The 24,594-nt window shown below is 69.8% G+C and carries 24 protein-coding genes; 16 read left to right on the forward strand and 8 right to left on the reverse strand.

All coding sequences use genetic code 11. The features are described from left to right. Window positions 1-727: 727 nt before the first annotated feature. The 7 genes from QTH87_RS24830 to QTH87_RS24860 are packed head-to-tail and all read left to right on the forward strand — an operon-like array spanning window position 728 to window position 6,348. A complete protein-coding gene (locus QTH87_RS24830; protein WP_286612947.1) occupies window positions 728-1,084 on the forward strand; it encodes an STAS domain-containing protein in 357 nt (118 codons plus the stop codon). Continuing rightward, window positions 1,084-1,524: an ATP-binding protein gene (locus QTH87_RS24835; RefSeq protein ID WP_286612949.1), complete on the forward strand. Its 441-nt coding sequence runs from the start codon at window positions 1,084-1,086 to the stop codon at window positions 1,522-1,524. Before QTH87_RS24830 ends, QTH87_RS24835 begins: the two co-directional genes overlap by 1 nt. A 52-nt stretch (window positions 1,525-1,576) precedes the next feature. Then, window positions 1,577-2,206 carry a hypothetical protein gene (locus QTH87_RS24840; protein ID WP_286612951.1) on the forward strand — a complete coding sequence of 210 codons (630 nt, stop codon included), beginning with the start codon at window positions 1,577-1,579 and terminating at the stop codon, window positions 2,204-2,206. A gap of 58 nt (window positions 2,207-2,264) precedes the next feature. Then, complete coding sequence (locus tag QTH87_RS24845) at window positions 2,265-4,136, forward strand: OmpA family protein (protein ID WP_286612953.1); 1,872 nt, start codon at window positions 2,265-2,267, stop codon at window positions 4,134-4,136. Window positions 4,137-4,160: 24 nt separating this feature from the next. Continuing rightward, a complete protein-coding gene (locus tag QTH87_RS24850; RefSeq protein ID WP_286612954.1) occupies window positions 4,161-4,655 on the forward strand; it encodes a Rab family GTPase in 495 nt (164 codons plus the stop codon). Next, complete coding sequence (locus QTH87_RS24855) at window positions 4,656-5,879, forward strand: PP2C family protein-serine/threonine phosphatase (RefSeq protein ID WP_286612955.1); 1,224 nt, start codon at window positions 4,656-4,658, stop codon at window positions 5,877-5,879. It abuts the gene before it with no gap. Window positions 5,880-5,934: 55 nt separating this feature from the next. Further along, complete coding sequence (locus QTH87_RS24860) at window positions 5,935-6,348, forward strand: glycerate kinase (protein ID WP_286612956.1); 414 nt, start codon at window positions 5,935-5,937, stop codon at window positions 6,346-6,348. Between the two features lie 808 nt (window positions 6,349-7,156). On the opposite strand, the gene QTH87_RS24865 is transcribed toward QTH87_RS24860, so the two are convergent. Next, complete coding sequence (locus tag QTH87_RS24865; protein WP_286612957.1) at window positions 7,157-8,155, reverse strand: recombination-associated protein RdgC; 999 nt, start codon at window positions 8,153-8,155, stop codon at window positions 7,157-7,159. A gap of 114 nt (window positions 8,156-8,269) precedes the next feature. Between QTH87_RS24865 and QTH87_RS24870 the strand changes: the two genes are divergently transcribed. Genes QTH87_RS24870 through QTH87_RS24880 form a run of 3 tightly spaced genes read left to right on the forward strand, consistent with a single transcriptional unit; the run spans window position 8,270 to window position 9,805 of the window. Further along, a complete protein-coding gene (locus tag QTH87_RS24870; RefSeq protein WP_286612958.1) occupies window positions 8,270-9,208 on the forward strand; it encodes a branched-chain amino acid transaminase in 939 nt (312 codons plus the stop codon). An 8-nt stretch (window positions 9,209-9,216) separates the two neighbouring features. Next, on the forward strand, window positions 9,217-9,423 hold the full coding sequence (locus QTH87_RS24875; protein ID WP_286612959.1) for a zinc-finger domain-containing protein: 207 nt from the start codon (window positions 9,217-9,219) through the stop codon (window positions 9,421-9,423). Window positions 9,424-9,439: 16 nt separating this feature from the next. Next, complete coding sequence (locus tag QTH87_RS24880) at window positions 9,440-9,805, forward strand: hypothetical protein (protein ID WP_286612961.1); 366 nt, start codon at window positions 9,440-9,442, stop codon at window positions 9,803-9,805. On the opposite strand, the gene QTH87_RS24885 is transcribed toward QTH87_RS24880, so the two are convergent. From QTH87_RS24885 to QTH87_RS24915, 7 genes are all read right to left on the reverse strand, one after another. Further along, on the reverse strand, window positions 9,799-11,046 hold the full coding sequence (locus tag QTH87_RS24885; RefSeq protein ID WP_286612963.1) for an O-antigen ligase family protein: 1,248 nt from the start codon (window positions 11,044-11,046) through the stop codon (window positions 9,799-9,801). The two genes, QTH87_RS24880 and QTH87_RS24885, sit on opposite strands and share 7 nt — an antisense overlap. Before the next feature lie 87 nt (window positions 11,047-11,133). Further along, window positions 11,134-12,327, reverse strand: a complete 1,194-nt coding sequence (locus QTH87_RS24890) for a sensor histidine kinase (protein WP_286612965.1) — start codon at window positions 12,325-12,327, stop codon at window positions 11,134-11,136. 86 nt (window positions 12,328-12,413) lie between these two features. Next, complete coding sequence (locus QTH87_RS24895; protein WP_286612966.1) at window positions 12,414-13,127, reverse strand: response regulator; 714 nt, start codon at window positions 13,125-13,127, stop codon at window positions 12,414-12,416. Window positions 13,128-13,245: 118 nt separating this feature from the next. After that, the gene (locus QTH87_RS24900) at window positions 13,246-14,868 is read right to left on the reverse strand and encodes an NAD(P)/FAD-dependent oxidoreductase (RefSeq protein WP_286612968.1); all 1,623 of its coding nucleotides are present in this window, start codon (window positions 14,866-14,868) and stop codon (window positions 13,246-13,248) included. Between the two features lie 5 nt (window positions 14,869-14,873). Then, window positions 14,874-15,716: a beta-ketoacyl synthase chain length factor gene (locus QTH87_RS24905; protein WP_286612969.1), complete on the reverse strand. Its 843-nt coding sequence runs from the start codon at window positions 15,714-15,716 to the stop codon at window positions 14,874-14,876. Beyond that, window positions 15,713-16,906 (reverse strand): beta-ketoacyl-[acyl-carrier-protein] synthase family protein, encoded by a 1,194-nt coding sequence (locus QTH87_RS24910; RefSeq protein ID WP_286612971.1) that lies wholly within the window; start codon window positions 16,904-16,906, stop codon window positions 15,713-15,715. Before QTH87_RS24910 ends, QTH87_RS24905 begins: the two co-directional genes overlap by 4 nt. A 130-nt stretch (window positions 16,907-17,036) precedes the next feature. Then, window positions 17,037-18,386 (reverse strand): AmpG family muropeptide MFS transporter, encoded by a 1,350-nt coding sequence (locus QTH87_RS24915; RefSeq protein ID WP_286612972.1) that lies wholly within the window; start codon window positions 18,384-18,386, stop codon window positions 17,037-17,039. Between the two features lie 109 nt (window positions 18,387-18,495). Here QTH87_RS24915 and atzF point away from each other — a divergent pair, with 109 nt between their 5' ends. From atzF to QTH87_RS24945, 6 genes are read left to right on the forward strand one after another with little or no spacing between them, the layout of a single operon-like run. Further along, window positions 18,496-20,223, forward strand: a complete 1,728-nt coding sequence (gene atzF, locus QTH87_RS24920) for an allophanate hydrolase (RefSeq protein WP_444812841.1) — start codon at window positions 18,496-18,498, stop codon at window positions 20,221-20,223. A gap of 45 nt (window positions 20,224-20,268) precedes the next feature. Beyond that, the gene (locus QTH87_RS24925) at window positions 20,269-21,285 is read left to right on the forward strand and encodes an ABC transporter substrate-binding protein (RefSeq protein ID WP_286612973.1); all 1,017 of its coding nucleotides are present in this window, start codon (window positions 20,269-20,271) and stop codon (window positions 21,283-21,285) included. Window positions 21,286-21,289: 4 nt separating this feature from the next. After that, on the forward strand, window positions 21,290-22,117 hold the full coding sequence (locus QTH87_RS24930; RefSeq protein WP_286612975.1) for an ABC transporter permease: 828 nt from the start codon (window positions 21,290-21,292) through the stop codon (window positions 22,115-22,117). Continuing rightward, window positions 22,114-22,947 (forward strand): ABC transporter ATP-binding protein, encoded by an 834-nt coding sequence (locus QTH87_RS24935; RefSeq protein WP_286612977.1) that lies wholly within the window; start codon window positions 22,114-22,116, stop codon window positions 22,945-22,947. Before QTH87_RS24930 ends, QTH87_RS24935 begins: the two co-directional genes overlap by 4 nt. Continuing rightward, on the forward strand, window positions 22,944-23,156 hold the full coding sequence (locus tag QTH87_RS24940) for a DUF4089 domain-containing protein (RefSeq protein WP_286612979.1): 213 nt from the start codon (window positions 22,944-22,946) through the stop codon (window positions 23,154-23,156). Before QTH87_RS24935 ends, QTH87_RS24940 begins: the two co-directional genes overlap by 4 nt. Next, entirely contained in the window at window positions 23,156-24,577 is a 1,422-nt protein-coding gene (locus tag QTH87_RS24945) for an AtzE family amidohydrolase (protein WP_286613046.1), read from the forward strand. The genes QTH87_RS24940 and QTH87_RS24945 overlap by 1 nt, the downstream gene beginning before the upstream one ends. Window positions 24,578-24,594: the final 17 nt, after the last annotated feature.

Genomic DNA, 24,594 nt, shown 5'->3' on the forward strand with positions numbered 1-24,594 from the left:
CACCCCCAGCCACGCCGCGCCGGGACGTCGTGCCTGATCGAAGGAAGCCGTCTCGGCCTTCGGCCATCGGGTGCGCAGTGCGCCCTGGCGTCACCTCGGTTTTGTCCCCGGTCGTTGATCGCGCCGTGAAACCGCCACACCGCCCCCACAGCCGGGGTGTCTGCCGGTGGGCGGCGGTGCGCCTGTTGGGCGCCGAGGAGCGCAGCGTGGCCGGCTGCGCGTGCGAAGACACGCGCATCAACATCTAGCTTGCCGCAGCTGTTTGAACGGAGTGCACCGAAGGGGCACGCAGTGAGTTCTGCGGCACAGCCGGCCGCGCGAGCACCGCAGGGCAGTCGGTGCGCAGCACCGACCGCCCAACCGAAGCTCCGACGCCCACCGGCAGACACCTCGGCTACGCCCCCTCGACCCCGAACCCGACTTCACCGGTCCCAGTCGCAGGCTCTGCCGCCTGAATGGGCACCTGGACGCAAGAGCCGCTGGAAAAACCGATCCGCAGAGATGAAAGGCAACAGGCCGATGACCATCGGCTACGCCATTTGGGGGAGGGCGCAGCATCGACGCCGCACCGAATTGGGCGTAAGCTAGAAAAAGGTTCTAGCCGTGAATTGCTACACGCTTTCTTGTTTTCAAACAGGAACAAGAAGAAAAGTTGCGTAACGCCAGTTCGACCTCACACGCGCGGACCATTTTTCGAAGCCACCGATTTTTCGACTGCGGAGAAGCCATGGATCTGAGAAGCGAGCAGCTGGCCGACGGAATTGAGAAGATCAGTCTGGTCGGTCGCATGGACAGCATCGGCGGACATGACATCAACTTGCGGCTGGCGGCGGTCGTGGCCAGCCGCAAGCTGCTTGCCGTGGTCGACATGTCGGAGGTGTCGTTCCTGGCGTCGATCGGCATCCGCACCCTCGTGATCAATGCCAGGGCGCAGTCCTCGCGCGGTGGAATGATGGCGCTCGCAAATCCACAACCCATGGTGGCGGAGGTGCTCAGGATGGCAGGTATCGACACGATCATTCCCGTCTATCCCGATGTCGACACCGCCTGCAGCGCACTCTCTGCCGGCCTCGAAAGCCGCTGATGTCCCGCTCCGACGGGGAGCCAGACGCCTCCCTGACCGTCGACGGCGAGCTGCGCGAGCTCTCCCGGGTGAGCGCGTGGGTCAACGAATGGGCGAAGCTGCAGCAGCTGCCCGCGCGCGTTGCCCTGAACCTCGACCTCTGCTCAACCGAGGTCGTGACCAACATCGTCAATCACGCGGTGGCCGAGCACCATGCACAGCGCATCTTCCTCAGGCTCGGCTGGCAGGGCGAGAACGTGGCGCTCGAGGTCGAGGACGAGGGCCATCGCTTCGACCCGCGCGGCGTGCCCGAGCCGAGGCCGGCCACCAGTCTCCAGGACGCGCACATCGGCGGCTGGGGCATCCCGATCGTGCGGCGCTTCTCCGACGACGTGCACTACCGGCACCAGGACGGCCGCAACTGTCTCACGCTGATCTTCCGGGCGACGGCGCCGCCCTGACCGACGTCGACGCCGCAAGCAACCCTCCAACCCACTCATCAGGAGATCTCAAATGGGAACGGCAGCAAAGAACTCACCAATGATCGATGCGCAGAGCGCACTGGCCGCGCAGGCCGCACTCGCGAGCCAGACCAACGGCAACGGCAATGGCGAGACCTCCGGTGTCGACAAGATGCGCGAACTGCTGTTCGGCAACCAGATGCAGGACTACGACAAGCGTTTCTCGATCCTCGAGGACCGCTTCGCGCAGCGCCTGCGCGACCTGGAGTCGGAGTCGATGCGCAGCCTGAGCGCGCTCGAGTCGACCATGAAGAAGCAGCTCGAATCCGTGGCCGGCCAGTTCCGCGAGGAGAAGGACCTGCGCGCCGAGGCCGACAAGGAACTCGAGCGCAGCCAGCGCGAGCACACGCAGGCGCTCGAGAAGCGCCTGGCGCAGGTGTCGGACCAGCTGGCACGCCAGGAGCGCGAGTTCACCGAGCGGCTGGGCCACGAGGTGCAGGGTCTGCGCGAGGACATCCGGCGCCGCCAGGAAGACGCGCGCAGCACCACCGAGCGCATGTTCGCCGAGCTCAGCAACGTCAAGACCGATCGCAACCTGCTCGCGGGCCTGTTCGTCGAGATCGCCAAATGCCTGAACCAGGACAGCTCGCCCAAGGGCAGCAACGGCGGCGAGCGCAGCTGAGTCGCGCGATCCGCGCGCCCGGTCCGCTCGTGCCTGCCGACCCCGCGGCGGGGGCGCGGTGAACGCGCGCCTGTCGCTGGCCTCGACCAGGTCGCCGGGCGGCAACGCTTCCGATGAGGATCCGAACAACCGGCTCGCCAGCCTGCTGATCGAGCTGGCCCGCTGCGTCGATCCGGAGGTCGCGGCCTCGCATCCGAGCCGGCTCGATGCCGATCCGCAGCTCGAGGCCATGCGCGGCATGCTGATCGAGCGCGAGCGCGTGGCGCTGGCGCAGCTGCAGCAGAAGTTCGACGATCCGCAGCAGTTCGCCGATGCCGTGGGCTCGATCCTGCCCGCGGCCTTCCGCGTGGCGGCGGCGCGCGACGACCGGCTCGGCCAGGTGATGGCGCCGACGGTCGAACGGGCGACGCAGGCCTCGATCCGGAAGAACCCGCTCACGATGGTCGACATCCTGTACCCCGTGATGGGGCCGGCGATCCGCAAGGCCATCGCCGAGACCCTGGACGGCACGCTGCAATCGCTCAACCATGCGCTCAAGTACGGGCTGTCGTGGCGCGGCCTCACCTGGCGGGTCGAGGCCTGGCGCAACGGCAGCACCTTCGCCGAGGTGGTGCTGCGGCACACGGCGGTCTACCGCGTGGAGCACGTCTTCCTGGTGCACCGCAAGACCGGGCTGCTGCTCGCGCACGTGGCGCGCGACGACGCCACCTCGCGCGATCCGCAGCTGGTGTCGGCGATGCTGTCGGCGATCCAGGACTTCGTGCGCGACTCCTTCGTTGAAACAGCCGACGGCGCGGCCGGCGGCGGCCGCAGCATCGACAGCCTGCGCCTCGGCGACCTGCTGCTGTGGTGCGAGGAAGGGCCATCGGCTTTCCTGGCTGCGGTCATCCATGGCAATCCGCCGCCTTCGCTGCGCGCGCGCCTGGGCCAGGCGCTCACGGCCGTGCACGAGGAGTTCCGCGGCACGCTCGAGGATTTCGAGGGCGACACTGCGCCCTTCGAGGCTGCCAGCGAGCGCCTGCTGGCACCGTGCCTGGTGGCCCAGGAAGCCAAGCACCAGCGCAAGTACAGCCTGTGGCTGTGGCTGATTCCGCTCGCGCTGCTGGCGGCGCTGGGCTGGTACGTCGCGCAGCGCGTCATCGACCGCCGGCATGTCGACAGCTACGTGGCGGCGTTGCAGGACCAGCCCGGCATCGTGGTCACGGGCACCGAGCGCCGCGATGGCCGCTGGGTGGTGTCGGGCCTGCGCGACCCGCTGGCCGTGCCGCCCGAGGCGCTGGTCGCGCAGTCGAAGCTCGACCCGGCACGTGTGTCGGGCCGCTGGGAACCTTACCTCGCGTTGCATCCGGCGATCGTGCTGCGGCGGCTGCAGGCGACGCTCTCGCCGCCCGCGACCGTGAGCCTCACGCAGGACGCCAGCGGCATCCGCGCCAGCGGCAGCGCGCCGCAGCAGTGGATGGACAAGGCGCGCGCCTACCTGCTCACCATGCCCGCGGGCGCACCCAAGGTCGACCTCAGTGCGCTCCAGGACGTGCAGGACCCCGACTACGTGCGCCTGCGCGACGCGATCCAGTCGGTGCTGATCCATTTCGACTTCAGCGTGCCGCGACCCGCGGCCGACCAGGACGCCAAGCTCGACGCCGTCGCGGCCGACATGCGCGAGCTGGTGCAGCTGGCCCGCAGGCAGGGCTTCCCGGTCAAGGTGTCGATCGTCGGCCACGCCGATGCCACCGGCAAGGACACCTCGAACCTCGCGCTCAGCGTGGGCCGCGCCGAAGTCGTGCGCTCGATGCTGCGCGCGCGCGGCGTCGATGCGGCAGTGCTCGCGGTGCGCGGTGCCGGGCCGCTCGAGCCGCTGCGGCCCGGCGCCAGCGAGGACGAACTCTCGATGAACCGCCGCGTCTCGTTCGGCGTGACGACCGGCGAATGACTCCGGGCGAATGAACAGGAAACCATGCTGCAAAAGAAGATCTGCCTGCTCGGTGCCTTCGGCGTCGGCAAGACCAGCCTGGTGCGACGCTACGTCGACACCATCTTTTCCGACACCTACCTGACGACGGTGGGCGTGAAGATCGACAAGAAGGTGCTCGGTGTCGAGGGCGAGGAGATGGCGCTGATCCTCTGGGATATCGCCGGCGAGGACGCAGTGTCCGCGGTGCGCGTGAGCTACCTGCGCGGCGCCGCGGGCTACCTGCTGGTGGTCGACGGCACGCGGCCCGAGACGCTCGAGACCGCCGCCTCGATCCAGAAGCGCATCGACGCCGAGCTGGGCCCGGTGCCCTTCTTCGTGCTGCTCAACAAGTCGGACCTGGTCGAGGACTGGGCATTGGCGCCCGAGCGCATCGAGGCGCTCGAGGCGGCGGGCTGGAACTTCCGCCGCACCAGCGCCAAGACCGGCCTCGCGGTCGAGGAAACCTTCCTGGAACTGGCGGGGCGTCTCGCGCGCTAGATGGCCATGCTCAACCTGCCGCCACGCATCTCCGATTCGCTGCTGCTGCTGATCGATGCGCAGCGATTCCTCGCGCACATGTCGATCGACGGCTCGCAGCGGCTGGTGCAAATCGGCGGCCACCTCGAGCACTACGGCCTGATCGGGCTGCAGCCCGGCGACCTCGCATCCGATCCGCTGCCGCTGCTCGAAGGGCTGCTGCCGCTGGCCGAGACGCCGTTCCTGATCCGCTCGATGGAGATGCCGAGCAAGCGCATCGCCGACGTGCACTTCTTCGCCGACGACGACGAGACCGTGTGGGTGCTGCTGCTCGATGTCACGGCCGAGTACGAGGAAACGCGGCTGGTGCAGCAGAAGGCCTACGACATGACGCTGCTGAGCCAGCGCGAGGCGCGGCTGATCGCGCAGCTCGAGGCGGCCAACCAGGAACTCACGCGGGCGCACGATGCGCTCGCGGCCTCGCGCGAGGCGCTGCAGCTCACCCACGACCGGCTGCAGCAGGAACTGCGCGACGCCGAGCGCTACGTGCGCGCGATCCTGCCGGCGCCGCTCGAGGGGCCGATCGCGATCGACTGGCGCTTCGTGCCCACCACCGAGCTCGGCGGCGACTCCTTCGGCTACCACTGGGTCGACGAGGCGCATTTCGCGATCTATCTCATCGACGTCTGCGGCCACGGCGTGGGCTCGGCGCTGCTGTCGGTCGCGGTGGCCGACACGCTGCGCTCGCAGGCGCTGTCGAACACCGACTTCCGCCAACCTGCGGAGGTGCTCAGTGCGCTCAACCTGGCCTACCAGATGGAGAGCCACGGCGAGCTGTTCTCCACGGTCTGGTATGGCGTCTACCAGCGTGCCACGGGGCAGCTGCGCTATGCATCGGCCGGCCATCCGCCGGCGCTGCTGGTGAGCGGCACGGGCAAGGGACCAGGCAATGCCGAGCCGCTGCCGGCCGGCGGCCCCTGCATCGGCATCTCGCCTGCGGTGCGCTACCAGGAGGCGCAATGCGTGCTGCAGTCGCCCGCGCGCCTGTTCGTCTTCAGCGACGGCACCTACGAGATCACGCGCACCGACGGATCGATGCTGGAGTTCGAGGATCTCGCCGCGGCGCTCTCGCGGCCGGTCGCCGACGGCCGATCCGAGCTCGACGACCTGCTCGAGTACGCGCGCGAGACGCATGGCCCGGGCGCCCTCGAGGACGACTTCACGATCATCAAGATGGCCCTGTAAGGCCTGCAGGGCCCTGTTGCAGGACGGGTGCGCGCGCGCGCGACAATCCAGCCCCATGAATTTCCGCAAACTCTTCGTGCCGGTGGTGGGCCTCGTGATGCTTGGCGTGGCCTATCGGAGCTACAGCTGGCCCGGCGTGGCGCTGGTCGGCGGCGCCCTCGTCATGTTCCTGCTGCTGCAGTTCAATCGTGCAATGCAGGTGCTCAAGCGGGCGGCCGACCGGCCGATCGGCACCGTCGCCAGCGCCGTCATGCTCAACGCCAAGCTCAAGCCGCGCGTGAACCTGATGCACGTCGTGGCGATGACCCGCGCGATCGGCGAACTGCGCTCGCCCAAGGACGCGCAGCCCGAGGTGTTCCGCTGGACCGATGCCGGCGGTTCGTGGGTCGACGTGACCTTCCTCGACGGCCGGGTGACCGAATGGGCGCTGACGCGGCCGGTGGTGACCGAGGGCGCGGAAGAGGCTTGACGCTGGGTACCCGGCTGGTCGATGCGGCCGGGCCCTAGGGCGGCGGAGCCAGCAACATCGGGTTGGGTCGACGGTGGTGGCGTAGCCGGGGCGTCTGCCGGTGGGCGTCGGAGCTTCGGTGGGGCGGTCGGTGCTGCGCACCGACTGCCCTGCGGTGCTCGCGCGGCCGGCTGTGCCGCAGAACTCACTGCGTGCCCCTTCGGTGCACTCCGTTCAAACAGCTGCGGCAAGCTAGATGTTGATGCGCGTGTCTTCGCACGCGCAGCCGGCCGCACTGCGCTCCTCGGCGCCCCACAGGCGCACCGCCGCCCACCGGCAGACACCCCGGCTGTGGGGGCGGTGGGGCGGTTTCAGCGCGCGATAACGACCGGGGACCAAACCGAGCTGGCGCCAGGGCGCGACCACGCACCCGATGGCCGAAGGCCGAGCGGTGCGTTCCTCTTCGATCAGGCACGACGTCCCGGCGCGGCGTGGCTGGGGGTGTGGGGCGCGGGCGACTTCCGGGGCGGTGAGGAGCGCAGCCCGGGAGCGGGGCGCGTGCGGAGACACGCGCTTCGTTAACTGGCTCGCCGCAGCTGTCTGAGCGCAGTGCGCCGAAGGAGCACGTAGCGAGTTCTGCGGCGCCGCTCCCGGGCGAGCACCGCAACGGAGTCGGCGCGACGCGCCGACCGCCACGGCAGGAGCCCGCGACCCACACCCACAGCCGCGCCGCGCAGCCCCTGCCATGCCGCGCACCCCCTGCCATGCCGCGCACCTCCAGCAACCGGCAAGGCTTCGCTCGTCCTGCCTGACCCTCGAGGACAGTCGCTCAGAACGGCGCCGAATCGTCCGCGAGTGCTTCTTCCTCGGCGGGCAGCGCAGCCTTGGGCTTCGACGCAGCCGGCGCCGCATCCACCGGCGCTGCGCCGAGCTTCATCTCGCCGCCCAGCGCCTCGAGCAGCTCGGGCACCAGCTGGCCCAGTTCGCCGGTGGCGATCGCGGCATCGGCGTCGAAGTTGTCTTCCTTGCCCCCAGCCGGCGCGTCATCGAGGGTGCCCTCGAGGAACACGATCTTGCGGATCTGCAGGCCCTCGGTGAGCTCGAACGAGACGCGGTCGTCCCAGGTCATGGCCAGCCGCGTGGGGCGCTTGCCGGCCGCGATGTGCTGGCGCACCTCCTCGATGTCGAGCGCATGCTTGGCGTAGCGCACCACCGCCTTCGACTCGTCGGTGGCCTTGAGCTCGCATTCGCGGTCGATCGTGAAGCCCGCTGGCGGCTCCTGGCTCGACAGCCATTCGGCCATTGCGGCGGCCGGCTCGACCTGCGAGTTGACCAGCGCCACGGCAAAGCCGTCGAGCGATTTCACGAGGCTCGTGACCACCTCGTCGGCGCGCGCCGCGTTGCTCGAGTTGACCACCAGCCGGTGCGATGCCGGGTCGATCCACACCGCGACGCGCGCATGCCGCGTGAAGGCCAGCGGCAGCAGTTCGTGGGTGACGTCTTCCTTGAGCTCCTTCTTTTCCTTCTTGCCGGGCTTGCGGCCGGTGGTGGCCTCGATCTGCGCGGCGCGCTCGTCGACCTTGCGGCGCACCACCGAGGCCGGCAGCGTCTTGCTCTCGATCATGAACTCGAGCAGCCACTGGCCGGCGACCGATTCGGCCAGCGGACCGTGTTCCTGGCCGCGCGGCTCGACCCAGCCGGCGGACCTTTCCTGCGAGGGGCTGCACGGCACGAAGCGCTGCGTGGCCAGCCCGGCCTCGACCTGGTCGAGCGACTGCGACCAGGTGCTTTCGATGCGGTAGACGATGACGTTCTTGAAGACGGACACGGAAACCCTTTTCTCTGGGGATTGGCAAAGGGCGCCATTGTCGCGGCGGCGTCCGGCCCGGCGCCCTTAAAATCGAAAGCTTTTGCGACATACCCCCGGTTGAAGGACAAGATCATGAGCGTGCTGCCCCCCGCACTCGACGACCGCGACGGCAAGATCTGGATCGACGGCGAATTCGTCGACTGGCGCGAAGCCAAGATTCACGTGCTGAGCCATACGCTGCACTACGGCTGCGGCGCCTTCGAGGGCGTTCGCGCCTACAAGACGGTCGACGGCACCGCGATCTTCCGCCTCGCCGAGCACACCGAGCGGCTCTTCAACAGCGCCAAGATCCTGCGCATGAAGATCCCCTTCAGCCAGGAACAGCTCAACCAGGCGCAGCTGGAGGTGGTGCGCGCCAACAAGCTCGAGAGCTGCTACCTGCGCCCGCTGGTCTGGATCGGCTCCGAGAAGCTCGGCGTCAGCCCCAAGGGCAACAAGATCCACGCCATGGTGGCCGCCTGGTCCTGGGGCGCCTACCTGGGCGACGAGGGCCTGAAGCGCGGCATCCGCGTGAAGACCTCGAGCTACACGCGGCATCACGTCAACATCACGATGACGCAGGCCAAGGCGGTCAGCAACTACACCAACTCGATCCTGGCCAACATGGAGGCGCTCGACGACGGCTACGATGAGGCGCTGCTGCTCGATGCCAGCGGCTTCGTCTCCGAGGGCGCGGGCGAGAACATCTTCGTCGTCAAGGGCGGCGTGGTCTACACGCCCGACCTCTCGGCCGGTGCGCTCAACGGCATCACGCGCAACACCATCCTTCACATCTGCAAGGATCTCGGCATCGAGGTGGTGCAAAAGCGCATCACGCGCGACGAGGTCTACATTGCCGAAGAGGCCTTCTTCACCGGCACCGCGGCCGAGGTCACCCCGATCCGCGAACTCGACCGCATCGAGATCGGCATCGGCTCGCGCGGCCCGGTCACCGAGAAGATCCAGAGCGCCTTCTTCGACATCGTGAACGGCCGGAACCCCAAGTACGCCCACTGGCTCACCAAGATCTGAACAACGACATGTCCACTTCCGCGATCGAACTCCTGGCCAAGGATCTCAACGACCAGGGCGGCGTGTTCTGCCCCAATCCCAGGGCCGACATGCAGCTCTGGAGCGCGCATCCCAAGGTGTACCTCGACGTCGCGCGCACCGGCGAGGCCAAGTGCCCGTATTGCGGCACGGTGTACCGCCTCAAGGCCGGCGAGGTCGCCGGCGGACATCACTGAAGCCGGGCCTGCCGGGATGATGTCGATGCGGGCCGGGCCGCGCGAGCCGCTGTCGCAGCGCGGGCTGTTCCTGGTCAATCTCAAGCTCGGGCGCGGCTCGAACCTGCTGATGTCGTCGTCGCTGGCGGGCGCCTACGTGTCGGCGTACGTCGCGGCCGACGACCATGATGCCGCGACCCGGCTCGCGATTTCGCGCCTCACGGCCAAGGGATTCGAGTTCCATTCCACGCAGGGGCCGGTGACGCGCATCGACCCCGGCGACTGGTCGCGCCACGTGGCGCAATCCTGGCCCGAATTCATCGACGAGCTGCCCAAGCAGGAAGAGCTGGCCGCCGGCCTCGACCGCGAACTGGTGTTCTTCGGGCCCTTCGTGGGCTACTGAGCAGGGGCAGCCACGCTGCCGCGTCGCAGCGCGACGGGCAGCAGGTCGCGCCACGAATCGCCGGGCGCCTGCGCGAGCCGCAGGTAGACCATGGCCACCCATAGCAGGGCCAGGCCGATCTGGGCGTCGCGCAGCGCCGAGTTGACGCTGGTGGCGATGAACATGATCAGTGTCGCGACGAAGGCCAGGCGGCCGGCCTGGTCGTCGCGGCGCCAGGCCAGCCACAGCGCCATCAACATGATCACGATCAGGGTCAGCGCGCCGGGCACGCCGGCCTGCGAGCCCATCCACAGGAAGTCGTTGTGCGGCATGTTCTTGTAGTCGAGCAGCTTGGGCCCGCGCAGGTGCCACTGCTCGGTCCAGGCGCCGATGCCCCAGCCGGTCAACGGCCGGTCGATGATCATGCGGGCGGTGTCGCGGTACATGTAGTAGCGCACGACCCAGCTGGCCTCGGAGATCTCGCCGGCCTTGGCAGCCTCGATCTCCTGGATGCCGACCGCGAACTTCTGCTGCACGATGGGTGTGTTCCAGAGTGCCGCGGCGGCCACCGCGCCGCCGATCACGAGCACGACGGCCAGCACCTTGAGTTGACGGCGCCACTGGTGCACGCAGGCCGCGGGAATCGCCAGCAGCAGCGCCAGCAGCGAGGTGCGCGAGGGCAGATTGAGCGAGATGATCGCGATCACGGCCGGCACCAGTGCGAAGGCCGCGAGCGCCTGCCAGCGCCGGTGCTCTACCAGCGCCTGCAGCCCGTAGACCACCGCCGACGCCGCCATGATCGTGAACAGCAGGGCGTTGCTGATGGACTTGTTGCCGATCAGGATGATGACGCCGCGCCAGGGCTCCCACAGCGGGAAGCCCACGCTGTAGAACAGCCCGATCATCACGATGTTGACGAGGCCCATGAGCCAGAAGCCGCGCACGGCCCAGATCGCTTCCTCGCGCGTGAGCGCCAGCGCCATCAGGATGGTCAGCGCGATGCGCAGACCGTGGAACAGGTTGGAGCCGGTCTCGGCGTAGTGCGGACCGAACGCGAGGATCACCAGGGTCCACGCCACGTAGGCCATGACGGGCCACCACATCGGGTTGCTGCGCAGCCGCTGGGCGCGTTCGCGCAGGCCGCCGGCGCAGAGCAGCGTGGCCAGCAGCAGCACTGCCGCGACATAGGTGATACCGACCGGCATGAACACCGTCAGCCCCCAGAACATGGCCGCGGGCCGAACGATGAGCGATCTCTGCATAGGGGCAGGATTCTAGAAGGCTCGCCCGGCAAGCCCGGCCGGCGAAGCGAGGCGGGGTGGCGATCGCGGAAGCAGCGTCGACAGGCCCTAGTGGGGAAGCGTGATCACGAAGCTGGCACCGCCGCCGCCGCCCGGGCGGTCCTCGCAGCGCACGCTGCCGCCGTGGCGCTCGACGATCGACTTCACGAGCGCCAGGCCCAGGCCGACGCCGCCATTGCGTTCGCTGGCGCCCGGCAGGCGGTAGAAGGGCTCGAAGATGCGTTCGCGCAGGGCCGGCGGCACGCCGGGGCCGTGGTCGTTGACGCGGATCTCGGCAGCGCCGCCGCGGCTGCCGATCTCGACCGTGGTCTGGCCCGCGCCGTAGCGGCGCGCATTCTCGAGCAGGTTGCGGATCGCGCGCCGCAGCAGCCGCGACACGCCGCGTACCGCGAGCGCATCGCTGTCGGTGCCCGCACGCACCTCGAGGTCGGCATCGGCGCGGGCGCATTCCTCGGCCGCCAGGCCCGTCAGGTCGACCGTCTCGATGGTGCCCATGTCGGCTTCCCTGGCGTCGAGCCGGCTGGCCAGCAGGATCTCGTCGATCAGCTGGTCGAGCTCGGCGACGTTGCGCGAGATCTCGTCCCGGGCGGCCGGGCTGGGCCGGTCGCCCATCAGCTCGAGGCTCATGCGGATGCGCGTGAGCGGCGAGCGCAGCTCGTGCGAGGCGTTGGCGAGCAGCGACTTGTGCGAGCGCACCAGTTCCTCGATGCGCGCGGCCGCGGCATTGAAGCCGTTGGCCAAATCGGCGACCTCGTCCTGCCCCTGCTCGGGCACGCGCACCGACAGGTCGCCCTCGCCCCAGCGCTGCACCCCGCGCTGCAGCACCTCGAGCCGCTTGGTGAGGCGGCGCACGATCGGATAGACCCCGAGCGCGACGATGAAGCCGACCACCGCCACCATCCAGCCGAGACCGAACGGCGTACGCCAGGCCAGGATGCCCGGCGGCGGGCCCGGCGGGCGCCCGCGCGCCGCCACCTGCATGGTCATGGTGCGGCCGTCCTCGAGCGTGACGTCGAAGGTGAGCCCGGCGCCCGGCACGCGCGTGGCCGTGCCGGAGCCGATCTGCTTGTCGTTCGAGTCGAGCACCGCGACCTCGCGCGGCAAGGGCGCCAGACGCTCGCGCTCGCTCTCGGCGGCTTCGCGCACGATCCAGTTGGCGGTCAGCGTGAGGATGAAGACGCCCGCCACCACCGCGAGCCAGATGCGCACGTAGAGATGGCGTCTGTACAGATTGAGAAGCATGTCAGTCCGCCGCCGGGCCGCCCCAAGGCGGACGCGGCCCCCCCGGGGGGCAGCGACTACACGAAGTGAGGAGCGTGGGGGCCATATCAGTCCTGCTGCTTGGCGAACACGTAACCGACGCCGCGCACCGTGAGGATGCGCTTGGGGTTCTTGGCGTCGACCTCGATGGCGGCGCGGATGCGGCCCATGTGGACGTCGATCGAGCGGTCGAAGGCCTCGAGCTCGCGGCCGCGCACGGCTTCCATGATCTGGTCGCGCGTGAGCACGCGTCCGGCGCGTTCGGCCATCGCGACCAGCAGGTCGAACTGGTAGGAGGTGAGGTCGGCGAGCTGGCCGCCGACCGTCACGGTGCGTGCATTGCGGTCGATGTCGAGCGTGCCGAAGCGCATCACGGCCGGCGTGTCGGCCGCGGCCTGGCCTTCGCCACGGCGCCGCAGAACGGCACGGATGCGCGCCAGCAGCTCGCGCGGCTCGAAGGGCTTGGGCAGGTAGTCGTCGGCACCGATCTCGAGCCCGATGATGCGGTCCATCGGGTCGCCCTTGGCGGTCAGCATCAGCACCGCGACCTTGGCCTGGCCGCCCGGCAGTGCGCGAATGCGGCGGCAGACCTCGAGGCCGTCGGTGTCGGGCAGCATCAGGTCGAGGATCACCAGGTCCGGCGACCGCTGCTGCAGCTGTTCGAGGCCGCTGGCGCCGTCGGCGGCGTGCGCGAAGCCGAAACCCGACTGCGTCAGGTATTCGCCCACCATCTGCGCCAGGCGGGCATCGTCTTCGATCATCAGGAGTTGGGGTGTGCTCATTCGTGTGTCTCCGCGCCGTCTGCCACGGCCAGGGTGCGCGGCCTTCCAGCTTGAACCCGAAGGGTCGCGCCGGCTTGAAGGCCACGTAAAGTTGGGTAAACCTGCGGCACCGCCGGATTCATTCGACGGCGAACAGCAGGGCTTCGGCGCCGAGCGGCGCGCGTGGCGAGCGGGCCAGCAAGGCGCCCAGCGCGCCGCCGTCCAGGCCGGGGTGGTCGGCGCGCGCGCGGGTCAGGATCTCTTCGGCCAGTGTGGCGAGCTGCGCCACCGAGCGCCGCATGCGCGCCTTGAAGGCCTCGTCGTCGAGCCGGTCGAGCAGGCTGCGGTTGAGCTCCGCGAACCACGGCAGCGCCGCCTGGTCGAGCATCGCGGGCCGGTTGCGCCGGTGGCTGTGCGCCGACCAGTCGCGAAAGAAGGCCTGCACCGCGATGTTGAGCTGCTGCGCGTGCTGCAGTTCGTCCTTGAGGCTTCCGAGCACGGCGAGGTCGGTCAGGCGCTGCTGGAAGAAGATCTGCGACAGCACGCCCCAGTAGTAGGTGTAGTCCCAGATCACCTTGACCGGGAGCACCTCGGGGTCGCCGAACAGCGGGTACTGGTCGGTGTAGAGCGCGAGCGTGCTTTCGTAGAAGGAATGGAAGATCTGGTCATAGAGCTGTGCGCGTGCCGTGAGCGCATGGCCGGCGCGGTCGTGCGCGATCAGGTCGCAGATGTAGGTGTTGGCGACCGCGATGAAGTCGCTGCCCGGCGAATAGAAGGGGTCGAGAAAGAGGCCGGCCTCGCCGGTCAGCGCCCAGCGCTGGCCCGAGAACACCTGCTTGCAGCCGTACGAGAAGTTGCGCAGGAAGGCGAAGTCCTGCTGCAGGTGGCGCTTGTCCTTCAGCGCGTCGTGCAGGCGCGGCTGCCAGGTCTGGAGCCAGTCCATCGCCTTGTCGAAGCTGTCGAGCTTCTCGAGCGGATGCAGGCGCGGATCGGCCACGATGCCGACCGAGTGCGAGCCCGAGGCCAGCGGGATCAGCCAGACCCAGTAGCCCGCGCCCACCAGGTGGTTGGTCGACAGCCAGCGCGCCTGCGGCTCGCAGCGCGCGCGCCACTGCGGGTCGTCGGACCAGTCGTCGATCGTGATGCGTTCGCCGATGCGGAACCAGACGGCATTGCAGTCGTGGGCGTTGGCCTCGGCCAGGCCGAGCTTGCGCTTGAGCATGCCGGCGCGGCCGCAGGCATCGACCAGCCAGCGTGCCTGCAGCGCGTGGCTCTCGCCGTCCCGGCTCCATTCGAGCCGGTGCGGACCGCGCCCGTCTTCGGCCAGCGAGATCTTGCGCACGGTCGCGCCGTCGACGAAGCGCACGCCCTGGCGCGCGGCCTCTTCGGCCAGGAAGTTCTCGAAGATGCCGCGGTCGATCTGGTAGCTGGGCACCGACAGGAAACGGCTGGCGCCGATCTCGGTCACCTGGTCGATGTCGCGCCGGCCTTCGCTGAAGAAGAAGCGGAAGCCGAACTTGCGCAGCTGGGCGCCGTGCATGTGGGGCGCGAGACCCAGCACCGTGTCGAAGTAGTGGGCCCCGATCTCGACCGAGGATTCGCCGACCTTGTGCGTGGCGTGCGGCACCGGATGGCTGCGTCGTTCCAGCACCAGGATGTCGATGTCGGCAAAGCGGCGCCGCAGCTGCAGCGCGAGCGTGAGGCCCGCGAGCCCGCCGCCCATGATCACGACGTCGTGCGTGTGGGGCAGGCTCTCGGTCATGGGTATCAGCTCTCGGTTTCGAGCTGCAGGGCGGGCTGCAACTCGAGTTGCAGGGCGAGCGTCGGCGACAGGGCGAGTCGCAGCGTCCGGGTGGGCTCGCCAAGCGCCAGCGCCTCGAACAGCGGCAGCGCGTCGGCCATTGCGTTGACCTCCAGCGCACGCGCGGCGGCGCTGCGCGCGCGCGTGGGAGGCTCGTCGCCGGCTGCCAGCGACCATTCGAACGCGGCCAGGCTGCGCGCCGTGCGCACCGGCGACAGCACCAGCGCCACCGCCAGCATCTCGCGGCTGGCCGTGATCGAGGCCAGCGCGCCGACCGCCGGCATGTCGTAGCCCGCCAGCAGCACCGCGCGCTGGTCGGCCGCGCACTGGGCCGCGGCCTCGAGCAGTGCCGAGGCGAAGCTGCTCTCGAAGGCGGTCAGCGAATTGCTGGCCGCCATGCAGCCGGTGCCGATGGTCCAGTAGCCCACGGCGGCGTTGTGCACCGAGTTGTGGAACTTGATCGGCGACAGGAGCAGCGGGTCGTTCGCCAGCGTGGCGCACATGTAGTCGTTGATGCCCAGGTCGCCGTGCGCCGAGGCGAACACGCAGGGCAGGTCGGCCGCGTTGCGGCCCGAGGCCGCCACCGCGGCCGCGGCCACCTCGAGCGCGAGCGCCACGGTGTCCGGCGCGCGGCGGCGCTCGGCCGGCGCGAGCATCTGCGGCGAGGGGCGCCGGGCGGGCGTCTCGGCGGGAGCGGCTTCGCCGCGAAAGACCGCGCTTGCGATCTCCCAGCCCGGCAACGCAGGCGACCAGAAGGCCGGGCCCTCGATGAAGAGCGATGGCGGCCGGGCGGGTGCGGCGGTCGTCATGCGGCGGCTCCCTTGCCGAACACCAGCGCGCAGTTGTTGCCGCCGAAGCCGAAGGAATTGCTGAGCGCGAGGCGCACCTCACCGTGCGCCGGCTGCAGCCTGATCTGCGGGCCGCAGTCGACGTCGAGCGTGGTGGTGTTGACGGTGCCGGGCTTGAGGCCGGTCTCGATCGCCAGCAGGCTGATCACGGCCTCGAGGATGCCGGCGGCGCCCAGCGTGTGGCCGGTGAAGCCCTTGGTCGAACTCGCGTGCGCAGTGGGCGGGAAGCGGCGCGCCAGCAGCGCGCCCTCGACCTCGTCGTTCTTGGCGCTCGCGGTTCCGTGCAGGTTGACGTAGTCGATGGCGGCCGCTTCGATGCCGGCGCGTGCGAGGGCGTCGTCGAGCGCACGCTCGGCGCCCAGGCCTTCGGGGTGCGGCGTCGACATGTGGTGGGCGTCGCTGGCCTCGCCGTAGCCGCGCAGCTCGAGCGGGCCGCAGCCGCGCTCGAGCAGGGCGAAGCCCGCCGCCTCGCCGATGCTGATGCCGTCGCGCGTGGAATCGAAGGGACGGCAGGGTCCGCTCGACACCAGCTCCAGCGAGTTGAAGCCGTAGAGCACGCTGCCGCACAGCGTGTCGACGCCGCCGACCACGGCCGCGTCGACCAGGCCGAGCCGGATCAGCCGCTCGGCCGAGGCGAACACCTTGGCGCTCGACGAGCATGCCGTGGACAGCGTCTCGGCCGGGCCCTCGAGCCCGAGCGCCTGCTGCACGAACATCGTCAGCGAATGCGGCGTGTGGACCTTCGGGCGGCGCTGCGCGGGCGCGAAGGCGCCGTCGACCAGCGTCGTGTAGGCGGCTTCGGTCTCGCCGATGCTGGATGTCGAGGTGCCGAGGATCAGCGCGATGCGCGTTGGGCCGTGGCGTTCGCGCGCGGCCGCGACCGCCTCGAGGAAGCCGTCGGCCTGGAGGCCGAGCCAGGCCAGCCGGTTGTTGCGGCAGTCCCACCCGGCCAGTTCGGCGGGCAGCTGCATTTCCTCGAGGCCGTCGACGCGGCCGATCCACGTGGGCAAGGGCGCGGCACCGAAGTCGTTGGCGCGCAGGCCGCTGCGCGACTGCGCGAGCGCATCGGCGAGCGGCGCCTTGCCGACACCGAGGGCGCAGGTGGCGGTGTAGGCGCTGATCTGGAGCGGGGGAATGCGTGCAGGGGTCACGGGTGGCGCAGGCAGGAAAGAAAATGGATGGGCTGACGCCGGCGGGGCTGGCGGCTTGCCGGGAGATACAGCCTACCAGCCCGGCGTCCGGGCGAAGTCGGCCAATGCCTCGACCTGGGGCGAAGTCGTTTCAGGACCTGGGGGGTGCCGCCCCGGCGCGAGCGGCACCGCGCGCCGCCAGGGCCACCAGCACCAGCACCGGCAGGCCGAGCACTGCGGTGCTGATGAAGAAGGCCGGGTAGCCGTAGGCGTCGACGAAGACGCCCGAATAGCCGGCAATGAACTTGGGCAGCAGCAGCATCAGCGAGCTGAAGAGGGCGTACTGGGTGGCCGAATAGCTGATGTTCGTCAGGCTCGACAGGTAGGCGATGAAGGCGGCCGAGGCGATGCCGCCGGCCAGGTTGTCGGCCGACACCACCAGCACCAGCGCGGTGAGGTCGTGGCCGCGGGTGGCCAGGCCGGCGAACAGCAGGTTGCTGGCCGCGCTCAGCACGGCGCCGAGCATCAGCACCCGCATCACGCCCAGCCGCATCGACAGCACGCCGCCGACGAAGGCGCCGGCCAGCGTCATGATCACGCCGTAGATCTTGCTGACGGTCGCCACCTCGTCCTTGGTGAAGCCCATGTCGACGTAGAAGGGGTTGGCCATGATCCCCATCACCACGTCGCTGATGCGGTAGATCGCGATCAGCGAGAGGATCAGCGCGGCCTGCCAGCGGTAGCGGCGGATGAAGTCCGCGAACGGCTCGATCAGCACGCTGTGCAGCCAGTCGCGCGCGTTGCGGGCCGGCGGCAGCGCCACCCGCGCCGGCTCGGGCGACAGCAGCACGGTGAGGACGCCGATCGCCATCGAGGCCGCCATCACGAGGTAGGCGGTCTTCCAGGCGCCGTCCTGGTAGCCGGCCAGGCCCGGTGTCTCGGCCCAGGCCGCGACCCACAGCACGCCGGCGCCGGCCCAGATCATCGCGAGCCGGTAGCCGGTCTGGTAGGAGGCCGCGAGCGCCGCCTGCTTGCGCGCGACGGCCGATTCGATCCGGAAGGCGTCGAGCGCGATGTCCTGCGTGGCCGAGCCGAAGGCGGTCAGCAGCGCGCACCAGACCAGTGGCGACAGGCCGTGGCGCGGGTCGTTGAAGGCCATGCCGACGATGCCCGCGATCACCGCGAGCTGCGCCAGCAGCAGCCAGCCCCGACGGCGACCGAGCAGCGTGGTGAAGGGCGGCACCGGCAGGCGGTCGACCAGCGGCGCCCAGACCCACTTGAAGCCGTAGACCAGCCCGACCCAGCTCAGGAAGCCGATGGTGGAGCGGTCGACGCCGGACTCGCGCAGGCGAAAGCTCAGCGTGCCCAGCACCAGCACCAGCGGCAGGCCCGCCGAGAAGCCCAGCGCCAGCATGCGCAGCGAAGCCGGTTCGAAGTACACCTTGAGCGCGTCGCGCCAGGGCAGGGAGGGAGGGGCTTCGGCGGCCGGTTGAGAGGACATTCGGTGCGGGTGTTGTGGCTCGCATTATTAGTGCTGCCGCGGCCGGCCAACGGCGAACCGGGCTGGCACACCCTTTGCATGACATCTTGTACACAAGACAGGATGCTTGATGATGGTGCATGAAGATGCCGTGCCTGCGGGCCCGGCCGGCAATTTCCTCGAAGGCGCGGCTGCGGCGGCGTGGATCACGCGGCTGGCTGCGCCGCTGGCCGGCGCCGCGGGCGGGCCGCTGGCCGGCCTGCAGTTCGCGGCCAAGGACAACATCGACGTCGCGGACGTGCCGACCACGGCCGCCTGCCCGGCCTTCGCGCGCACCCCGGCCGTCCACGCCCAGGTGGTGCAGCGGCTGCTCGATGCCGGTGCGGCGCTGCACGGCAAGACCAACCTGGACCAGTTCGCCTGCGGCCTCAATGGCACGCGCTCGCCCTACGGCCCGGTCCCCAACAGCTTCGACGCGCGCTACGTGTCGGGCGGATCGAGTTCCGGCTCGGCCTACGTGGTGGCGACCGGCCAGGTCGACTTCGCGCTCGGCACCGACACCGCGGGCTCGGGCCGGGTGCCGGCCGGCCTCAACAACATCGTCGGCATCAAGCCCACGCGCGGCCTGATCAGCGCCCGCGGCGTGGTGCCGGCGGCGCAGAGCGTGGACTGCGTCTCGATCTTCGCGCGCACCGTGGCGGTGGCGGCGCGCGTGCTGCAGGCCGCGATCGGCTTCGATCCCGAGGACCCGTTCGCGCGCAGCCTGGAGCTCGAGACCCGGCCGCTGCCGGCGCAGTTCCGCTTCGGAGTTCCCTCGCGGCTTCGCTTCTTCGGCGACACGCAGGCCGAGGCGGCCTTCGAGCGCTCGCTCGCGCAGTTGCGCGCACTCGGCGGCAGTCCGGTCGAGATCGACTATTCGCCGCTGTCCGAGGCGGCGGCCCTGCTCTACGACAGCGCGCTGGTGGCCGAACGCTATGCCGCGGTGCGCGACTTCTTCGACGGCCACGATTCCGAGGTGATCGAGCCGGTGCGCGGCATCCTGGCGCAGGGCCGCGGCTACGGTGCGGCCGACTTCGTCGACGCGCGCGTCAAGCTGCAGGCGCTGGGCCAGCGCGCCGCCGCGATCTGGGCCGACATCGACGTGCTGCTGGTGCCCACCGCGCCGGCCCACTACACGATCGCGGCCATGCAGGCCGACCCGGTGGCGCTCAACCGCAACCTCGGCGAATACACGAACTTCGTCAACCTGCTCGACTACGCCGCGATCTCGGTGCCGGCCTGCCTGCGCGAGGACGGCCTGCCTTTCGGCATCACGTTGATCGGCCGCGCCGGCAGCGACTTCCAGCTGGCCGAACTGGGCCAGCGCTTTCATCACGCCACCGGACTCGCGCTCGGCGCCACCGGCCAGCCGTTGCCGCCGCCGGAGACGCTGCCCCAGATCGCGCCGGTGCCGACGGTGCGCGTGGCGGTGGTCGGCGCCCATCTCTCCGGCATGCCGCTCAACGGGCAGCTGACCGAGCGCGGCGCCCGACTCGTCGAAGCCACACACACCGCGGCCGACTACCGGCTCTATGCGCTGCCCGGAACGGTGCCGCCCAAGCCCGGGCTGGCGCGCGTCGCGCCGGGAGAGGGCGCCGCGATCGCGGTCGAGATCTGGGAGATGCCGCTCGCCCACTACGGCAGCTTCGTCGCCCTGATCCCGGCGCCGCTGGGCATCGGCACGCTGGCACTGGCGGGCGGCCGCAGCGTCCAGGGCTTCCTGTGCGAATCGCTCGCGTTGGACGGCGCCGACGACATCACTTCGCTGGGCGGCTGGCGCGCCTACATGGCACAGCGCACCGCACCCGCGCCCGCCTGATCCCTTTCAGAAGACCTCTCACCCCTCGAACCTCCCGGAGTAACCATGGCCCTCGATCACCGAAAAACCCTCCCTCCCGCCGCCGGGGCTTCCAGGCGACAACTGCTGCAGGCCGGCGCGGCCGGTCTCGCGGTGCTCGCCGCACCGGCCATCGTGCGGGCCCAGGGCACGCCGAAGATCCGCATGGGCTACTGGCCGATCGCGGCCGGTCTGCCGTTCTATGCGGCGGTCGAGCTCGGCTACTTCAAGGCTGCGGGCCTGGATGTCGAGGTCCAGCGCTACGCCGGTGCGCAGCAGGTGATGGAAGCCGTGCTGGCCGATCGCTGCGACGGAACGGCGAACGGCGTCGGCTCGGCAAACATCGCGATCGGCGAGATCGCGCAGCCGGGCAGCTTCAAGATCTTCTGCTCCAACCCGAGCAACGTGAAGAACGTGCTCGACGAGATCCTGGTGCCGGCCGCGAGCACGGCCAAGACGATCGCGGACCTGAAGGGCAAGCGCGTGGGCTCGGGACCCGGCATCCAGAACGTGACGCTCGCCAAGACCGTGCTCGAGCGGGCCGGCGCGACCGGCGCCACGGTGGTCGAGCTGCCGATCGGCCAGCATGTCGCCTCGCTCGCGGCCGGCCAGATCGACGGCTGCTACACGCTGGAGCCGACCGGCACCATCGGCCGGCTCAACGGCAGCACGCGCGTGCTCGAAGCCGGCGTGATCGCCAGGTACGTGCTCGGCGACCCGATGGCGCCATGGTTCGGCGGCTCGGCCTCGCTGACCTCCGCGATCATCAAGAAGGACCCGGAGGCAGCGAAGAAATTCATCGCCGCCTACGGCCAGGGCGTGAAGCTGGTGCGCGAGAAGCCCGACGAGGCGCGCAAGTTCCTCAAGGGCTACACGGCCATCGAGGGCCCGCTGACCGGCGAGGTACCGCTGGCGGCCTACACGATGTACACGGAGTTCACGCCGCAGGACGTGGCGTACTTCCAGAAGTTCTTCGATCTGTTCGCTGAAAAAGGCATCTTCTCGACCCCGCTGAAGGTCGACACGATGCTCTACAAGGGATAGCGTCATGAGCACACCGGCCTCTTCCGTTCCCTGGTCTCCCCCCGCTGCCAACGCGGCCGCCTCGGCGCCGCCGCGCGAGGCGCCCTGGCTCAAGTACCTGCCGCTGATCGGCCCGGTGGTGCTGTTCATCGTCTGGGACCTGGTGGTGCGCTTCGGCCTCATCAAGGCCATCCTGCTGCCGTCGCCGTGGGCCACGCTGGGGGCGCTGTTCTCGGGCCTGTCGGGCGGCGCCCTGATGACGGATTTCCTGATGACCGTCTGGCGCACGCTGCAGGCCTTCGTGATCGCCGCGGTGGTCGGCGTGCCGCTCGGCGTCCTGCTCGGGAGCAACGAGCGCGCCTACCGCAGCGTGGAGTTCCTGATCGACTTCTTCCGCTCGACGCCATCTTCGGCGCTGATCCCGCTGTTCCTCATGATCTTCGGCGTCTCGGACATCAACAAGGTCGCGATCGCGGCCTTCGGCGCCTTGCTGATCGTGGTCTTCAACAGCGCCTACGGCGTCATCAACGCGCGCAAGCAGCGGGTGATGGCCGCCAAGGTGATGGGAGCCTCGCGCTGGCAGACCTTCCGCGACGTGCTGGTGTGGGAGAGCCTGCAGCCGAGCTTCGTGGGCCTGCGCTCTGCGGTCTCGATGGCGCTGGTGATCGTGATCGTCGCCGAGATGTTCATCGGCTCGGATGCCGGCCTGGGCCATCGCATCATCGATGCGCAGCAGGTGATGAACGTCAAGGACATGTATGCCGCCATCCTCGCGGCGGGCGCGCTGGGCTACCTGCTGAACATCCTTTTCCTCGTGGCCGAGCGCCGCATCGTGCACTGGAGCGGAAGATGAGAGCCACCGTCGAGAACGTCGTCAACGGCCCGGTCTATGCCGATGTGCCGAAGCCCGTGTTCAAGCCCGGCCCGGCCGGCACCCACATCACGATCCGGGGCCTGACCAAGTACTTCGCGGGCTGGCCGCTCTACGAGAACTTCGACCTCGACATCCCGAAGGGCGCGATCGTCTCGGTGTTCGGTCCCAACGGCTGCGGCAAGTCGACCCTGATCAACATGATCGCGGGCCTGGTGCCGATCGATTCGGGCGAGATCCTGTTCGATGGCAAGTCGCTCAAGGACACCAAGATCGGCTACGTGTTCCAGAACTACCGCGAGGCGATGTTCCCGTGGATGCGCACCATCGACAACATCGCCTACCCGCTCAAGCTCGAGGGCCGGTCCAAGGCCGAGGTCGACCGCCGCATGGCCGAGCTGGTGGCTTCCTTCGACGTCAAGTTCGACCTGAACCGCTATCCCTACGAGCTCTCGGGCGGCCAGCAGCAGACGGCCTCGATCATGCGCGCGCTGGCGCCGAACCCCGAGGTGCTGTTCCTCGACGAACCCTTCTCGGCGCTCGACTTCGAGATGACCCTCTTCATCCGCGAGAAGCTGCAGGAGGTGTTCATGCAGACCGGCACCACCATGCTGCTGGTCTCGCACGACCTCGAGGAGGCGGTCTACCTGGCCGATCAGGTGCTGCTGCTGACCAAGCGGCCGACCAAGGTGGCCGAGATCCTCTCGTACACGGATGCGCGGCCGCGCACGCTCGAGACGCTGAGCTCGGCGAGCTTCGTCGCGATGAAGAAGCTGAGCCTCGAGATCTTCCAGCGCGAGGTGCGCAGATGACGATGACCGCAGCGCAGGTCGAGGCCTATGTCGACGCCGCGGCCACGGCGCTCGACCTCAGGCTGCGCGCCGATCACCGAGCCGGCGTGCTGCGCTACTTCGGCCTGGCGGCCGAGTTCGCGGCGCTGGTCGAAGCCGTGCCGCTGCAGCCGCACGACGAGCCGGCCCTGAGCTTCGCGCCGGTGTCGCCGCCGGAGAAGACGCGATGATGCCGGCCGAACTGCTGCGCCAGGACGGCTTCGCGATGGCCGAGGCGGTGCGCGCGGGCAGCACCAGCGCCATGTCGCTGGTGCAGGCGAGCCTGGACCGCATCGACGCCACCAACGCCAGGGTGAACGCCTTCACCGACGTGGTGCGCGAGCGCGCGCTGCGCCGCGCCGCGCAGGTCGATGCCTCGCTGGTGTCCGACAAGGCGGCGCAGACGCGCGACTTGCCGTTGCTCGGGGTGCCCTTCGCGGTCAAGAACCTGTTCGACATCGCGGGCCTGCAGACGCTCGCGGGCTCGAAGATCGAGCGCGAGAGCCTGCCCGCCCGCGGCGACGCGGCGCTCGTCAAGCGGCTCGAGAGCGCCGGCGCGGTGCTGGTCGGCGCGCTCAACATGGACGAGTACGCCTACGGCTTCACGAACGAGAACAGCCACGAAGGCCCGGTGCACAACCCGCACGACCTCGGGCGCATCGCGGGCGGCTCCTCGGGCGGCTCGAGCGCCGCGGTGGCCGCCGGCCAGGTTCCGCTCACGCTGGGCTCCGACACCAACGGCTCGATCCGCGTGCCCTCGTCGCTCTGCGGCGTGTTCGGCCTCAAGCCGACCTTCGGCCGGCTGCCGCGCACCGGCAGCTATCCCTTCGTCTCGAGCCTCGACCACCTGGGGCCGTTCGCGCGCTCGGCGCGCGACCTGGCGCTGGCCTACGACGCGATGCAGGGCCCCGAGGGCTACGGTCCCAAGGACCCGGGCTGCGCCCAGCGCGCGGCGGAGCCGGTCGTGCCGACGCTCGTGCGCGGGGCGCAGGGCCTGCGCATCGGCATCCTGGGCGGCTACTTCCGGCAGCACGCGCAGCCCGAGGCCCTGACCGCGGTCGACGCGGTGGCGCAGGCGCTCGGCGCCAGTCAGACGGTCGAGCTGCCGATGGTCGAGGCCGGGCGCGCCGCGGCCTTCCTGATCACCAATTCGGAGGGTGCGGCGCTGCACCTGCCCGACCTTCGCCGCCGCGCCCAGGACTTCGAGCCGCTCTCGCGCGACCGCTTCTTGGCCGGTGCGCTGCTTCCCGCGGTCTGGGTGGCGCGTGCGCAGCGCGTACGCCGTCTCTATGCCGAGCAGGTGGCGCGCGTGTTCGAGCGCTTCGACATCCTGCTCGCGGCCGCCACCCCGTGTGCCGCGACCCCCATCGGCACCGAGTGGTTCGAGATCAACGGCCACCGGCTGCCAGTGCGCCCGACCATGGGCCTGTTGACGCAACCCATCTCGTGCATCGGACTGCCGGTGTGCGCGGTGCCCGTGTGGGGCGCGCATCCGGCGCTGCCGATCGGCGTCCAGGTGATCGGCGCCCCCTGGCGCGAGGACCTGGTGCTGCGCGTCGCCGCAGCGCTCGAATCGGCCGGCGCCGTGCATTCGCGCGTGGCCGCGCTCTGAGGAGGACGAAGCGATGG

Origin of the sequence: Variovorax jilinensis, from assembly GCF_030316885.1 — a bacterium.
Classification (GTDB): domain Bacteria; phylum Pseudomonadota; class Gammaproteobacteria; order Burkholderiales; family Burkholderiaceae_C; genus Variovorax; species Variovorax jilinensis.